Source organism: Prevotella amnii CRIS 21A-A (assembly GCF_000177355.1).
Lineage (GTDB): Bacteria > Bacteroidota > Bacteroidia > Bacteroidales > Bacteroidaceae > Prevotella > Prevotella amnii.
This window is the reverse complement of sequence record NZ_ADFQ01000004.1, coordinates 18,527-34,103: the sequence shown is the minus strand read 5'-3', so window position 1 is coordinate 34,103 and position 15,577 is coordinate 18,527. Positions and strand designations below refer to the sequence as shown.

The window sequence follows — 15,577 nt, the reverse complement described above, 5'->3', positions numbered from 1 at the left end:
TTATGTTGTTTTGAATAACGAGTGCAAAGTTAAGAAAAAACTTAGGAATGACCAAAGTTTATTTAAAGAAAATATTTTCTTAATCTGTTTGTTGAATCAAATTAATACGTATTTAGCCTTATCTTATTATAGGATTATGATAAAAAAAATAGAACATTGCAGTATCGTTAAAGCATTTATAACATAACACTATGAAATGAATTAGATGCAATGCTGTTACAACCATATTATCTTCACTATAGTGTGGAGTTTCAATAATAGTTTCTTCATAACTCTAAACTTTCTCAATGAGAAAAGTACTATCTGTTAGCTAATTAAGTACGTAGGCAACAGTGTTACACTACAAGAAGCGTATAAATACCATCATAATGGAGAATAGTTCTAAATTTGCAGCACATAAAGCGAAGACTTTATTACATTCTATATTTCTCTGAATTACCAGCTCCGCTTCCTTTGTAGCTGTTCTTTGACAGATTAAAATTATAACGTAGTGTGATACCAACCTCGCGACTGTCATGTCGATTGGTTTGCTGAATGTAGATGTGGTTGCCGTTGAGATAGTTGGCTTCCTTGAGCAGATATAAAAGGTCAGAACCTTTAACGTTTACTTCTAATGCGCCCTTAAAGAATAGTTTGGTAACTGATAAATCGAGGGCATAAGTGGAGCGAGCAAGGTATACATTCTGGTAGTTTCCCTTTGATTGATAGTTCATTGCTAAGTTTATAGTTATGTTATGAGGCAATGCCACGCTGTTGTTGAAGCCTATTTGCAGAATAGGTTTATTCAATGCAACTATACCATAAGCTGTTTCCAGTTGTAGCCATTGCTTTATTATACCTACAGAAAGCTGTGGGTACCATGAGCCAAAAGCGGGTGCTAAGGCAATATTTGCCAAGAGTCTGTTTAAGCTATGAAGATTCTTGTATTCAAGCCGAGTAATGGCAGAATTGCCGGGTTCAGCTTCGTCCCAATGAATTATAGCATTATTATTGTGCTGCCAACTTACCATGAATTGCAGCATTTTCCATACAGCCATAGCCGATACATCGTGGATATGTTCGGGTTTTAGTGTTGGGGTTCCAGTTTGAAGCGTAAAACGATTGAGGTATAAGGTATTGTTTGACAGCTGTCTGTATGTGGGACGCTTAGTTTTAACCGTATAGCTAAGGTTTAGTATTGTGTTGCCTATTTTGTTTGATAGCGAAAAATAGGGAAATAAATTGCTGAAAGAACGGCTCTGATCAGCTTTTAAAATGTCATTGTTGTAATATTTAAAATCCACATATTCATAACGGGTTCCAACATTTATCTGTCCTATGGGTGTGTTTCTTTCATATTCGGCAAAAGGAGCAATCTGTGTTTCTTTTAAGGTGCTATAAGTGTTTGATATGATAGCTGTGCCGTCTATGGTGTAATTATCACTACGATTAGTGTGGATAGTTTCTATGCCTATACGCATATTTCCTCCAAATAGCTGCCTGCCAAGCACCAATTTCGCGGCTAACATTTGGTTTTTAATATAGCTTTTTGAACTAATTTTGCTTATTGTAGCTTCACTAATTTCATCGCTGTTTTGCTGGCTACTGTTTTTGCTAAGCATATAATTAATATTTAAATCTACATTTGTGCCCCAAACCTTTCCATTGTAAAACGTGTTTATATTATGAGAAGGACTGGTGTCATGACTCATGTGTGTGCGGGTATCAATATTGTCAGATGGTATGTTGTTAGATAGTATTGATGTTGTTGTATGTGTATCTATAACATCTAATGGGCTGAATGAGAGTGTGTATTTCATACCCATGCTGTGTCTGTTGTTAATGTCATAATTAAACCCTGCTGTTATGTTATGATTTTTATTTCTGGCACTTGCTTCGAGCTTATCGGTTTTATTCCAAATCTTATCAGCTTTAACAGTCTGCTCTATTTGTGATTTTTGGTAGTTGTCAATTTTAGAGAAATTATAAGTGGCAAAACTATAGAATCCGTTTTTAAAGTATGTTAAATCTATTTGCTCGTTTAAATCGATGTTCTGCGATTGACTATAAGATGAACGTATGCTTGCGCCGAACCCTTCGCCGCTGGGGCGAATAGTACGAATTTTTATAACGGCACGAGTAGTTGCATCATACTGTGAACCGGGGTTCTGTATCACTTCAATGCTTTTTATTTTATCAGAACTTAAGCGGTAGAGCTCAGACAAGTCTTGCAATTGTCTGCCGTTAAGGTAGAAAGTAGGTTTGCCTTTACCAAAGACGTTAAAGCCATCGTTATTTTTAGAAATGCTGGGTACGTATTTCAGCACGTCCTCAGCTGTTCCTATTTTGCTTAAAGGGGTATTAGAAACATTTGTAACAATGCCTTCTTTTCCCATTTTGAACATATTTCTATGGCCAGTAACAACGACCTCTGATAAAGTACTTGAATCTGCCTTTAATATGATTTTTCCCATATTGGGTTGCGATTCTAAGTATTTAGTTGCATATCCAATATAAGACACACGGACAAATACCTTTACATTGGGCTGTTGTATTGTGAAAGTGCCATCGCTGTTGCTTGTGGTTCCTTTAATAAAAGAGCTGTCAGATTGTTGTAATAATACAATGTTAGCAAACTCTAAAGGTTGATCGTTGGCGCCAATTACCTGTCCAGAAATGCTTTGTGCACTAACGGCAGTGACAAAACTTATATATAGCGACAGCATTAAAAGATATTTTTTCATAAGACTAATCTTTATATAAGATTTTTCTGTTATTATTTTATTGCCCATTTTTTTATTGTGTTACATAGAAGTTGAATATTACTAATTGATTGTTTTCGTTACAAAATTAGTTTTTTTTTAAAATTTCGATACATTAAAAGTAAAAAAACGAGTAGGTGGCTTAATTATTACACAAAAGTGTAATAATGTATTTAGAATTTCTCACCAATCTTATAAAAGAACACCTCTTCACCTTTTTTACATCAATGCACAGCAACATCTTATATTATGCTTGGTAGTTTTATATGTATCTTCCTGTTTGATATGTGTTAAAACTTAAGATGTTTATTATTGTTAGTTGTCTGCTGTCAATCTTTTGCAAATATATCCGTGGCTTGTCTTTGTATAAATATTATTCTTGGTTTTAAGCATGGATTTGATATTTTTGCTTTTTTATAGCAAAAGGTGTGTTCTTTTATTAGAAAGATGATAGTGTGTTTATTATAAAAAGATAAAGTGTTTGTAAAGAAAATAAATTATTTTTGTTGGAAATTTAATCTATTTTTGATATAAAAATAGGTTATTTTTCTAAGTTAAAGTTATCTTTTTGTATTTAAGAAAGTAGTTTTTCTTTTCTTGTTAGGTTATGTTTTATTTTAAATAAAGGTAAAAAGAGATATAGATGTTTTTATGTATGAGTGAATGTTTATAAAACAGAAATTCTTTTTTAAGAGATTATATATCTTTTAGAGGAATAAAAAGAAAATTATGATTACTTCTTTTTTTTAACTCTTTGATTATATCATTATAAATGTATATCTTTGCATTATATAGAGTTTTAGGTAGAGTAAAATAAAATCTACGGTAAAGCAAATAGTTATAAATAAAAGAATAAATAAAAAAAACTTATGAGTAAATTTTTAATTCTCTCAACTTTACTTTTTGGAACGCTTACAGTAAATGCACAAACAAGTAATGGTGGCATAGATCAGCAAATGTTACAAAAGATAGAGAGTAACATAACATCGTCTGGTTTTAAGGCTATAGCTACAGCAATGGCATCAAATTCTATAGATGACCTTGCACGCAACACTAAGAACAAGACTCTCTTTGACGATTATTTTAGTATAGAAACTCCTAAGCAAAATATTCATAATCAGAAAAGTTCAGGACGTTGTTGGCTATTTTCGGGATTGAACGTATTGCGCTCTCGTTTTGCTTTGGCTCATAAAGATAGCTTGAAGGTAGAATTTTCACATGTTTATCTTAGTTTTTATGACCAATTAGAGAAATCTAACTTAATGCTTCAAAGCATGATAGACTATGCTTCCAAGCCTTTGGAAGACCCTAAGGTTCAATTTTTTCTTAAGAATCCTATTTCCGATGGTGGAACTTTCTGCGGTGTAGCAGATTTAACAGAAAAATATGGAGTAGTACCTATGGAGGTTATGCCTGAAACTTATTCTTCGGAAAACACCTCTCGTATGGCAAAACTTATTTCTTCTAAGCTACGCGAATATGGGTTAGAATTAAGGAGAATGGTAGCAAGTAAAAAATCGAAGAAAGAGCTTAAATCGCGAAAAACAGAAATGTTAGGCACTATATATAGAATGCTTGCTTTGTCTTTAGGAGAACCTGTGAAAAAATTTGCTTATGCTTTTAAGAATAAAGATGGTAAGCAAGTATCTAAAGCTAAGGTTTATACCCCGCAAGAGTTTTATAAAGAAACAGTGGGAGCAACGTTAAATGGTACATTCCTTATGGTTATGAATGATCCACGAAGGCCATATTATAAGACGTATGAAGTGGAGTATGACAGGCATACCTATGATGGGCATAACTGGAAATACCTTAATCTGCCAACAGATGATATAGCAAAACTTGCAATAGCTTCATTAAAAGATGGGAAAAAAATGTATTCAAGCTATGATGTAGGGAAACAGTTAGATCGTAATTTAGGTTTTTTAGACACAGAGAATTATGATTATGCTACATTGTACAATACAGACTTTACAATGACTAAAGCAGAACGTATATCTACTTTTGATAGTGGATCTACTCATGCTATGACTTTAACGGCTGTAGATTTAGATGAAAATGGAAAGCCTAAGAAATGGAAAGTAGAAAATTCATGGGGATCTAAAAATGGGCATAATGGTTATCTTATCATGACTAATCGTTGGTTTGAGAATTATATGTTTCGTCTTGTTGTAGATAAGCAATATGCATCTGAAAGTATTATAAAAGCTTTTAACCAAAAACCTATAATGTTAACCTCTGATGATCCGCTTTTTGGAGAAGATAAATGAGAAAATAAATAGATGATTATATGTGAAAAGGACATTTGGTAATATCGAAAGCTCCAAATGTCTTTTTTTTTGTTGTAGAAAATGTTATGTTATAAGTTGTTTCCAATTTGCCCTTTTTAGGTGGAGTAGGGCTTTCGTTATTTTCTAAAGATTGTGTTTTATTTAAGAGTTTTGGTTTAAGGGGTGAAAGCGGATAATAATCCTACATGGCATTGATATATGGCTGTATGCTGATTATTATTAGGAACTTATATTATACCTTTTGTAGTATTGTAGTTTTTTATTGATATGTTGGTACAGAGAAGAAAAAGGTAATATTAGAAATAGTATTTTCAGGCTGATATAAAACTTTATAATTTGATATTTTTTTTAATTTATCAACAAAGATTGAATATAAAAAGTAACAGAGATATTTAATATCTCTTTGATTTTTATTACCTTTGCGCATACAATTTTTACTTGATAATATAAACAAATAAACCTATATAATGAACAAAAAAAACTTATTATTTCTTACTTGCCTATTTATAGGTAGCTATACGTTTGCACATTCGCAAGATGTGGAACCAACATTTAACGAACGGCAAAATTTACAGATTAATGCTGTTAATCGTTTCCCTTTACATACCAATTTCTTTGCTTTTAAGCCTAATGATAAGGGATTAGATAATATAAATCCTAAGGAGTCGGGTAATTATATGTCGTTAAATGGTAAATGGAAATTTAAGTGGGTAGAAAACGCAGATCAACGTCCAACCAATTTTTACGAAACAACTTTTAATGATTCTAAATGGGGTACTATAAACGTACCTGCTATATGGGAAGTAAATGGGTTTGGCGACCCTGTATATCTTAATGTGGGTTTTGCTTGGAGAGGAAATTTTAAGAATAATCCTCCATATACTCCCATAAAAGATAATCATGTAGGGTCATACCGAAAAACTATAAATATTCCTGATAATTGGGACGGCAAGCAGGTGATAGCTCACTTTGGGTCTGTTACATCATGCATTTATCTATGGGTAAATGGTAAGTATGTAGGTTACGCTGAGGACTCAAAGGTAGCAGCAGAATTTGATATAACCCCATATTTAAAAAAAGGTGAGAACCAAATAGCTTTTCAAGTATTCAGATGGTGTGATGGAAGTTATTGCGAGGATCAGGATTTTTGGCGTTTGAGTGGTATAGCACGCGATTGTTATTTATATGCAAGGGATAAGAAAATTCATTTGGATAATATAAAGATAACTCCAGACTTAATTAATAATTATTCAGACGGAACGTTATATATTAAGGCTAATGTGAGTGGGAATGCTAAACTTCGTTTTACCTTAAAGGATAAGATGGGTAAAGAAGTAGCCTCTTCTTTGAAACTTGGAAATAAGAAAGGTATAGTTGAGACTTTATTTAAATTAAGTAATCCAAATAAATGGACTGCAGAAACACCTTATTTATATAGATTGGAAGTTGCCACAATAGATCCTAAAAGTAATAAGGTGGTAGAGATTATCCCACAGCAAGTAGGATTTAGAAAAGTAGAGATAAAGAATAAACAAGTTTTGGTAAATGGGAAACCTATATTGATAAAAGGAGTAAATCGCCATGAGATGGATCCTGATGGAGGTTATAATGTTTCGCGTGAACGTATGTTACAGGATTTGAAAATCATGAAGCAGCTTAATGTTAATGCTGTAAGAACCTGCCATTATCCTGATGATCCACAATGGTATGATCTTTGCGATGAGTTGGGTTTTTATGTTGTTGCAGAAGCTAATATGGAAAGTCATGGCTTTGGATACAGCAAAGATGCACCTACAGCTCAACCTATGTTTGCTAAACAAATAATGGAAAGAAATCAGCATAATGTAGAGACATTATTTAATCATCCCAGCATTATATTTTGGAGTTTGGGTAATGAAACTTGTTATAGTAAGAATTTTGATGTTGTTTTTGATTGGATAAAGTCGCAGGATAAAAGTCGTGTAGTACAGTTTGAGCGAGCAGAAAGAAATGGTTATGCTACTGATATTTTTTGTCCTATGTATCTATCCCCTACAGATTGTGAGGCTTATGCGTTAGACGAAAGAAACACTCGGCCTTTAATACAGTGTGAGTATAATCATACTATGGGAAATTCTGGAGGAGGATTAAAAGAATACTGGGATTTAATACGAAAATATCCTATATATCAAGGTGGGTTTGATTGGGATTTTGTTGATCAAGCTTTACATTTAACCCCAAGATATGATGCAAATAAGTCGTTGGCACAGCTTGAACAAGAAGCTCAACAAGTATCAAGTAAAACTCAATATACCTATGGAGGAGATTTTAATAAGCATGATCCATCTGATAATAATTTCAACTGTAATGGTTTAATAGGTCCGGATAGACAGTTAAACCCTCATGCTTATGAGCTTGGTTATGAATATCAGAATATTTGGACAAAACCCATTGATCTTAAAAAAGGTAAGATAGCTGTATATAATGAGTTTTTCTTTCGTGATTTAAGTGATTATGCTCTTGTATGGACTCTTTTGATTGATGGTAAAAAGTTTTCTTCAGGCGTAATCAATAATATAGATGTTCAGCCTCAGCAAACTGTAGATTTTACTTTGCCTTATCAATTGCCAGAGGTGGCAGGAGAAGTTTTGTTAAATGTAGAATTTGTATTGAAAGAAGCTGAGCCATTAATGAAGAAAGGACAACGAGTGGCTTATAACCAGTTTTATATACAAGGAGAATATAGCCCATTAATGAAAGATAAACCTAATACGGCAAAGGACAAGTTAAAGGTAATAGATAAACCTAAAAAACCAATTATTATTACAAATAAGAAAGGACTATATTTAGAATTTGATAGGACTACTGGATATATTTCACAATATGTTGTTAATGGTATAAGTTATTTAGGTAATAAAGGTACGTTAAAACCAAACTTTTGGCGTGCTGTTACAGACAATGATATGGGTAGTCAGTTTCAGATAAAGATGATACAATGGCATAATCCTATATTAAAATTAAAAGATATACATTATGATAAGGTACATAGAGGCGTTTTTGCAAAGTATCAAATAGAGAATACGGGCTGTAGTTTAGATATGTCTTATATTATTGATAATGAAAACAAGCTGCTTGTTAATATGAATATGATTTCAGAAGGTAAACAAGAGTTTGGTTATATGCCTAGGTTTGGTATGATAATGCAAGTGCCATATGAAATGAGTAATATAACGTATTATGGTCGTGGCCCGATAGAAAATTATCCCGATAGAAAGAATTCTCAGCTCATAGGTATATATAATAGTAACGCAGATAAAGAGTTTTTCCCATATATAAGACCACAAGAAACAGGAACTAAGTCGGACGTAAGAGAATTAACTGTATATGATAATAAAAATAATGGTCTAACTTTCATTCCTTTGAAAGGAACAATGCTTACAAGTATCTTACATTATGATATAGACAATTTAGATGCAGGGCTTAATAAGTGTCAAGCTCATAGCTATCAAGTACCACTTTCTAAATTTACTAATATAACCCTCGATGCTGATATGATGGGTGTTGGAGGTATTAATAGTTGGGGTGAATGGCCTCTAAAAGAATATATGTTACCTATAAAAAATAGGAATTTTGCTTTTTGGATAATTCCTAATAGGTGATAATAGATTATATAAAATGGTAGCGTGTATATATCTATAACAGGTATATATACGCTATTTTTAATGGTATAAGGAAAGGCATAATGAGAAAAAGTATGGTTAATAGGAGTTGTAGAATTTTACATATTGGATAGATTTTTGTTTAAGAAAAAATCTTTTTAGTACATAATTTCTCTTTTTTCAAAAAAAAACTATTACCTTTGCAGCTATAAAATTTATTTGCTGAAAATAATAAGTTAATATTAAACGTTTTATGAAAAAGTTATTTATCGCACTTTCAATGCTTGCAATGGGCGTTGTTTCGACAAGTGCACAAGTTGCTTATGAGAAGTCAAAGTTGTTAGACAATGTCTACGTTGGTGTAGAGGGTGGTGTTGTTACTCCTATGACATTCAAGACTATCTTCCCTTTAAACCCTGCAGCAGGGCTTAAGTTTGGTAAGTGGTTTAATCCAATGTTTGGTGCAAACTTAGAGGCTCTTGCTTTCTTTGGAAACAATGGTTTTTACACAGGTGCTCCAGGTAGTGGTATTGGTATGTTGGATTCTCATACAGTTGTACGTGGTTTAAATGTAGGTTTGAATGGTAATGTGAATTTCACAAACATCTTTTGTGAATACAATCCAGACCGTGCATTTGAGTTAATTGGTGAAGCTGGTATTGGTTACACTATTTTCTATGGAGACAATAGAGCTGTTAGCCCTGACAATACTCTTGATGATACAGAGCTAACTTCTAAGACTGGTTTGCAGTTCGCTTTTAATTTTGGTGAAGAAAAGCAGTTCCAGTTCTATGTTGAGCCAGCAGTTCTTTGGAATCTAACTCATGGTCCTGGCGATGCAGTTCAGTTTAATAAGCACGCAGCACAGTTAGGCTTATTCCTTGGTGTTAATTATAAGTTCATGACTTCTAATGGTACTCATAATTTCAAGGTTTATGATGTAGCTGCAATGAATAAAGAAATCAATTCTTTACGCGATCAGCTCGCAGCTAAGCCAAAAGAGGTTATTAAAGAGGTTGTTAAGGAAGTTCCTGTAGAAGCTCAGAAAGAACTTTGTGTAGAAGATTTGATTTTTGTAACATTTGCACAGGGCAAACATTATCTAACAAATGATGCTAAAGCAGCTTTAGATAAGGTTCCAGAAGGTCGTCATGTACAGATCGTTGGTACAGCTTCTCCAGAAGGTCCTAAGGAGCTTAATGATCGCTTGTCTCAGGCTCGTGCTGATGAGGTAGCTAAGTATTTACAGAACAAGGGTGTTGTTATTGATAGCGCTACTGGTAAGGGTGTTCAAGGTGTAACCTCTAACCGTTTGGCTGTAATTTACGTTAAGTAATATATTTTAATAATAAATATTTAAGCGCATCGAGGTTATTCGATGCGCTTTTTTTTTACCTTTGCAAAAGATAAATATGTTATCCCTCTTTAAAGGCTAAAACGAGTTTTCTTAAACTTATAATTTTTCCAAAGAGTGTTAATATGCATATATACGATTAGTGATGATAGAATATATTAAAGGTGAGTTAATAGAGATGACTCCTGCTATAGCAATAGTAGAAGCATATGGTATAGGATATGCTATCAACATATCTTTAAATACTTATAGTGACATACAGGGAAAGAAAGATATAAAACTTTATATATATGAGGCTATTATAACTGGAGGACGAGATGATAGTTATACGCTTTATGGCTTTTCTTCAAAGCAGGAACGCTCTCTTTATAAGTTATTAATTACAGTTTCGGGTGTTGGAGCAAACACAGCTCGTATGATTTTATCTTCATTTACACCATCAGAATTGTGTAATGTTATTTCTAATGGTGAAGAAAGAATGCTAAAATCGGTTAAAGGCATAGGATTAAAGACAGCTCAGCGCATTATAGTAGATCTTAGAGATAAGATAATTCAAGCAGATATTGCTAATGAGCTTTATGTAAATACTTCTTCTAACAATTTAAATATTGATACCGCAGTTAAGGACGAGGCTATATCTGCGCTTACGATGTTGGGATTTTCTCCAGTATCATCATCTAAGGTAGTGATAGAAGTTCTTACCAAAGATGCAAATTTACCTGTAGAGCAAGTGGTAAAACAAGCACTTAAAATAATAAAGTGATGAAAGAAATAGATACTAAGATATTTGGATATAAAATTACATTTATAGATTATGTTAGTTTTCTTATTCTATTTTTTAGCGACTTGTATTGTTTTTGGTATTATGATAGAATGCTTCTTTTCTTATTAGGTCTGTTGATATTTATTATAATACTTTTTGCTGCTGATAGATGTTTACATACTATATATACGCTTACGTACAAAGAAATTATTATTAAAGAGGGGTGGTTTAGTAAAAAGAAAATATTACCGCTTGTAAATATAAAAAATATTACAACACGACCTTTAGTTTTTCAAATGGGACATATTGTTGTATTAACAAAAACAGATGAAACATATATAAGTTTCCAACCTAAGAATAGAATTAAATTTATAGTAGCTCTGCAGAACAGAATGAATATATTAATATGTAATAGATATGAAAAATAAAAATATAGTAATATTATTTATTATAGCAATTATATCTTTTCCATTATCTGCAAAAAAACATTTTAATAGTGTAGATAGTATATGTGCTTATTCTTCTAAAAACAGTTCAGAAACAATCTCACAAAAGCAATTGTTTAAAGAGCTTTCCTCAGATACTACAGAAGAAGATGATGCTGATAGTGCAATTATTTCTTTTGAATATAATAATATAGGATCATGGAAAGAAAATATTATTAAACGATTGAATAATATTTTAACAAGTCCTATGCTTAAGACTGTTCAAGCAGGTATTATGATATGGGATTTAACAGAGGATTCTATACTTTTCAAATATAATGAGCGTCTTCTTTTACGTCCAGCATCAACTATGAAGTGTATAACAGCTATTGCTTCTCTTGATAAGCTATCTTCTGTTTATAATTACCAAACTACACTTTATTATACAGGGAGCATAAATGATAGTACACAATCGTTAGAGGGTGATGTTTATGTTTTGGGAGGAATGGATCCTATGTTTGGCAAATCAGATATGACTTCATTTGTTTCTGCTATCAAAAATTTAGGCATACGTCATATAACAGGTACACTATATGCTGATTTATCTTTTAAAGATAATAATATTTTTGGACAGGGATGGTGTTGGGACGATAAAAATCCGATATTGACACCTTTATTATATAATAAAAAAGATGATTTTTTATATAGTTTTTATCATATGTTAAATTTGAATGGGATCACTATAGCTAATGGTTATGGCATTAGGAATCTCCCTACAAAAGGGAAAGAAATAATAAATATAACTCATAAAATTAGTGATATAATGGATCATATGATGAAGGCAAGTGATAATCTTTATGCTGAATCAATGTTTTATCAATTGGCATCTAATAAAGGAGTTAATAAGCAGTCATCTGCAAATAATGCTCGGTTTTATATTAAACAACTTATACGAAAGATAGGATTAGTTCCGTCAGAATATAAGATAGCAGATGGTAGCGGGTTGTCCCTTTATAATTATGTGAGTGCTGAGTTGGAGGTGAAATTATTACGTTATGCTTATCAACATTCTGATATTTATAACACGCTTCTTAATACTCTTCCTCTTGCAGGAGTTAGTGGAACTCTTAAAAAACGTATGCAAAATACACCTGCTGCGCGAAATGTTAGGGCTAAAACAGGAACTGTTATAGGTGTTAGTTCATTAGCAGGTTATTTAACTGCAGCTAATGGACATGTTATAGCTTTTTCTATTATTAATAATGGAGGGCTATCAAATATAGCCATGCATAGCTTTCAAAATAAAATATGCATAGCTTTGTGCCAATAAAATACATTAATATTTCTGTGTTAATAATTTCTCAACATCAGCATTTAAGCGTTTATAAGGTGTTGAAATCATATAGCCGATATTACGTCGTAGCATTGGGATAATATCTTTTAGGCTGTGGTTATAACTAGATAACTCATTCCTACGTTGTGTATCATGTAAGGCTGTTTGATTAATTTCACGTTCACGCTCTCTTATAAGTTGATCACATAATTGTTTCATAATAGGTACTATTATTCTATCAAATAAGTGATGTCCTTGTATATATAGATATGTTTCATTTTGATTAACGCCAAGATTTAATATATCATGTTTTATTCTCAAATAGCTTTCTTTAGCATTAGGATAATGTTTTTGTAAAGTCTTGATTTTTTGTTTTACTTTGTGTCTTAATTTGTTTAAGCAGTTGTTAGGAGTTTCTATAGAGAATCTGCTTATATCTATAATAAAATCAAAATCAGTTAAAGAGAATTCTTTAAACCTTCCTGTACGGTAAGCCCATACATTCCATACAAATAAAGGGAATATGATTTGACTGTAAGTATGTAAGAATGTAGGGAAATCGAATAAATGATGGTCGTTTAAAGTTACAGCCACACATACATCATGCAAGCTTTCTGCATAGCATTGTAAGTTTTCTATGGCATAAGCATATGTGTGTAGTACATATGGGTTATAACATACTTCTTCTGATGTTTCTGTAGCCCCTTGTAAGAGATAATCATAATCAGCATCTACGCAAGCTATCATATTTTCGCCAGCTTGCTTAGATACTATATTCATAAGTACAGATTTCTTCCCTCTTTTTAATACCATTTCCTTTGAAGGTAGCATAACTTCAAAGTAACGTTTATCATTCTCAAATCTTGTGAGCACCATGCGCCAAAAGAAAATATCATCATATGATTCTACATATACTACAATCCTTTTTCTTTTTTCTTGCCCATTTAGTTTGTTAGCAGCTTGAATATATGCCGAAGAAATCTGCTCATTTAATCTCTTCCCCATAGTTTTTATTATATTGTTATTCTGTTTGAATAATATCACTCATTTCAGTTACTTTATCCATCCAGCCATTCATTATGACGGCAGGGCTATGTGTTACAAGGATTATCTGTACGTTTGGATTAAGTTCTAAAATCATATCTACTAATCGTTTCTGCCACTCTATATGCAGACTAACTTCAGGCTCGTCCATAAAGAGGACATAAGGCAAATTGTCTTCTATTAGTACTGTTAATAGGATTACAAGGATTTGTTTCTCTCCACTTGAAAGCTGGTATGGATATAATATTTCATTAGATAGCATAAACCTTATCTCGTTTTCTGTTCTAACTATAGTCTTTCCAGTGTCAGTAAAAAGATCATCTATTAAGTCTTGGAAAAGCTTTTTTGGCATAGATTCTTTTTGAGCTTTCTGTGCAGCGTCAGTATCCCCAGATTGTAAGATAGAAATGATTCTGTTCCCAATATTTACCTGATAGTCTAAATATTTGCGTTGTAACTGAAATAGTTGCCAGTCTAATTCAGTAGTTAAATTTACGTCTACTTTAGGTATAATACCATTAGAGCTTATTAAAGGACGATCAAAGGATCTAATAACATCATATCTCACAGTGGTAGCATTGTCTGGACTGACTTTTAATTTTACGTTAGATGGCATTTGATTTAATAAATGCTCTTTATGTGAAAGTCCTTTTACCACCTTATTTATAATAGTACTTTTTCCCATGCCATTAACACCACTAAGGACATTTACCTTACGATGTAATTTCCAAAGGATATGATGTGTACCGCTCCAAAGGTGGTCTATATCTATTTCTTTGATGTAGTCGGCATATATTTGCATAATTATTTTGTTTTTAGGTCTATGAGCAAAAATAAGGAAAAGTTTGTATTATCCCAAATTTTTAACTATTCTTCTTATAAGTAATGGTATTTTATATATAAATAGTATTATAAAAAATACCATATATGAGGTATTTTATATATAATAAAAACATTCTACCTTTGTATCTCAAAATAAGTATTTAATATGATAAATATAACATTATGGAAAAGATAGCAAAACGATTAACAGACCTTGTTGGTAACACTCCGCTTGTAGAATTGTCAAAGTATTCTCTATTAGAGGGACTTAAAAAGCCTATAATAGCAAAGGTAGAATATTTTAATCCTGGTGGTAGTGTAAAGGATCGTATCGCCTTGGCAATGATAGAAGATGCAGAGCGGAAAGGTCTTTTGAAACCAGGTGGAACTATAATAGAGCCTACCAGTGGCAATACAGGTGTGGGATTAGCTTTAATATCTGCAGTGAAAGGTTATAAACTCATTCTTACTATGCCAGAAACGATGAGTATAGAACGTCGTAATCTATTGAAAGCATATGGAGCTGTAGTAAAATTAACACGTGGAATAGATGGTATGAAAGGGGCTATTAAGGCTGCAGAGGAATTACATAAAGCTACTTCTGATAGTATTATACTGCAACAGTTTGAGAATTTGGCAAACCCTGAGGTTCATTATCTTACAACAGGGCCAGAAATATGGAATGATGTAGACGGAAAAATAGACATCTTTGTAGCTGGTGTTGGAACAGGTGGCACAATAAGTGGGGTAGCAAAATATCTTAAAGAGCAAAACTCTAAAGTGAAAATAGTTGCTGTAGAACCAGAAGATTCTCCAGTATTAAGCGGTGGGCATAGTGGTTCACATAAAATACAAGGTATAGGAGCAGGTTTTATACCTAAGATATATAGTGGTAATCTTGTAGACGAAATATTTAAAGTAAGTAATGATCATGCCATTCTTACAAGTCGTCAGTTAGCCAAGCACGAGGGGCTTTTGGTAGGAATATCATCAGGAGCAGCAGCTTTTGCTGCTTGTGAAATTGCTAAACGCCCTGAAAATAAGGATAAAACTATTGTTACTTTGTTACCCGATACGGGCGAACGTTATCTTTCTACAGTCCTTTATGCTTTTGAGGAATATCCTCTTTAATATGAATAATTGCCAGCTATATAAGATAAAATTAA

At 32.6% G+C, this 15,577-nt stretch carries 10 protein-coding genes; 7 read left to right on the top strand and 3 right to left on the bottom strand.

Annotated elements, in window-relative coordinates:
* Positions 1-413 precede the first annotated feature (413 nt).
* Positions 414-2,723: an outer membrane beta-barrel protein gene (locus HMPREF9018_RS00920; protein WP_232724620.1), complete on the bottom strand. Its 2,310-nt coding sequence runs from the start codon at positions 2,721-2,723 to the stop codon at positions 414-416.
* Positions 2,724-3,610: 887 nt separating this feature from the next.
* Between HMPREF9018_RS00920 and HMPREF9018_RS00915 the strand changes: the two genes are divergently transcribed.
* The 6 genes from HMPREF9018_RS00915 to dacB all read left to right on the top strand — a co-directional run bounded on the left by HMPREF9018_RS00915 (position 3,611) and on the right by dacB (position 12,542).
* Positions 3,611-5,011, top strand: coding sequence for a C1 family peptidase (locus HMPREF9018_RS00915; RefSeq protein WP_008446836.1), 1,401 nt, complete (start codon positions 3,611-3,613; stop codon positions 5,009-5,011).
* 488 nt (positions 5,012-5,499) lie between these two features.
* On the top strand, positions 5,500-8,670 hold the full coding sequence (locus tag HMPREF9018_RS00910) for a glycoside hydrolase family 2 TIM barrel-domain containing protein (protein ID WP_008446778.1): 3,171 nt from the start codon (positions 5,500-5,502) through the stop codon (positions 8,668-8,670).
* Positions 8,671-8,923: 253 nt separating this feature from the next.
* Positions 8,924-10,006, top strand: coding sequence for an OmpA family protein (locus HMPREF9018_RS00905; protein ID WP_008446794.1), 1,083 nt, complete (start codon positions 8,924-8,926; stop codon positions 10,004-10,006).
* A gap of 163 nt (positions 10,007-10,169) precedes the next feature.
* Entirely contained in the window at positions 10,170-10,787 is a 618-nt protein-coding gene (ruvA, locus tag HMPREF9018_RS00900; protein ID WP_008446774.1) for a Holliday junction branch migration protein RuvA, read from the top strand.
* Complete coding sequence (locus HMPREF9018_RS00895; protein WP_008446768.1) at positions 10,787-11,215, top strand: PH domain-containing protein; 429 nt, start codon at positions 10,787-10,789, stop codon at positions 11,213-11,215. The genes ruvA and HMPREF9018_RS00895 overlap by 1 nt, the downstream gene beginning before the upstream one ends.
* Positions 11,205-12,542, top strand: coding sequence for a D-alanyl-D-alanine carboxypeptidase/D-alanyl-D-alanine endopeptidase (gene dacB / locus HMPREF9018_RS00890; RefSeq protein ID WP_008446797.1), 1,338 nt, complete (start codon positions 11,205-11,207; stop codon positions 12,540-12,542). The genes HMPREF9018_RS00895 and dacB overlap by 11 nt, the downstream gene beginning before the upstream one ends.
* A gap of 6 nt (positions 12,543-12,548) precedes the next feature.
* Here the strand turns inward: dacB and HMPREF9018_RS00885 are convergent, their stop codons facing one another.
* Together HMPREF9018_RS00885 and HMPREF9018_RS00880 are read right to left on the bottom strand one after the other, a co-directional pair.
* Positions 12,549-13,550: a DUF4435 domain-containing protein gene (locus HMPREF9018_RS00885; protein WP_008446759.1), complete on the bottom strand. Its 1,002-nt coding sequence runs from the start codon at positions 13,548-13,550 to the stop codon at positions 12,549-12,551.
* A gap of 16 nt (positions 13,551-13,566) precedes the next feature.
* On the bottom strand, positions 13,567-14,391 hold the full coding sequence (locus HMPREF9018_RS00880) for an AAA family ATPase (RefSeq protein WP_008446824.1): 825 nt from the start codon (positions 14,389-14,391) through the stop codon (positions 13,567-13,569).
* Between the two features lie 203 nt (positions 14,392-14,594).
* Here HMPREF9018_RS00880 and cysK point away from each other — a divergent pair, with 203 nt between their 5' ends.
* The gene (gene cysK, locus HMPREF9018_RS00875) at positions 14,595-15,542 is read left to right on the top strand and encodes a cysteine synthase A (RefSeq protein ID WP_008446808.1); all 948 of its coding nucleotides are present in this window, start codon (positions 14,595-14,597) and stop codon (positions 15,540-15,542) included.
* Positions 15,543-15,577: the final 35 nt, after the last annotated feature.

Excerpts from the sequence above, each read along its gene's own strand:
- HMPREF9018_RS00885 (WP_008446759.1), bottom strand. The coding sequence starts at position 13,550 with ATGGGGAAGAGATTAAATGAGCAGATTTCTTCGGCATATATTCAAGCT.
- HMPREF9018_RS00880 (WP_008446824.1), bottom strand. The coding sequence starts at position 14,391 with ATGCAAATATATGCCGACTACATCAAAGAAATAGATATAGACCACCTT.
- HMPREF9018_RS00920 (WP_232724620.1), bottom strand. The coding sequence starts at position 2,723 with ATGAAAAAATATCTTTTAATGCTGTCGCTATATATAAGTTTTGTCACT.
- HMPREF9018_RS00915 (WP_008446836.1), top strand. The coding sequence starts at position 3,611 with ATGAGTAAATTTTTAATTCTCTCAACTTTACTTTTTGGAACGCTTACA.
- ruvA (WP_008446774.1), top strand. The coding sequence starts at position 10,170 with ATGATAGAATATATTAAAGGTGAGTTAATAGAGATGACTCCTGCTATA.
- HMPREF9018_RS00905 (WP_008446794.1), top strand. The coding sequence starts at position 8,924 with ATGAAAAAGTTATTTATCGCACTTTCAATGCTTGCAATGGGCGTTGTT.
- HMPREF9018_RS00895 (WP_008446768.1), top strand. The coding sequence starts at position 10,787 with ATGAAAGAAATAGATACTAAGATATTTGGATATAAAATTACATTTATA.
- dacB (WP_008446797.1), top strand. The coding sequence starts at position 11,205 with ATGAAAAATAAAAATATAGTAATATTATTTATTATAGCAATTATATCT.
- HMPREF9018_RS00910 (WP_008446778.1), top strand. The coding sequence starts at position 5,500 with ATGAACAAAAAAAACTTATTATTTCTTACTTGCCTATTTATAGGTAGC.
- cysK (WP_008446808.1), top strand. The coding sequence starts at position 14,595 with ATGGAAAAGATAGCAAAACGATTAACAGACCTTGTTGGTAACACTCCG.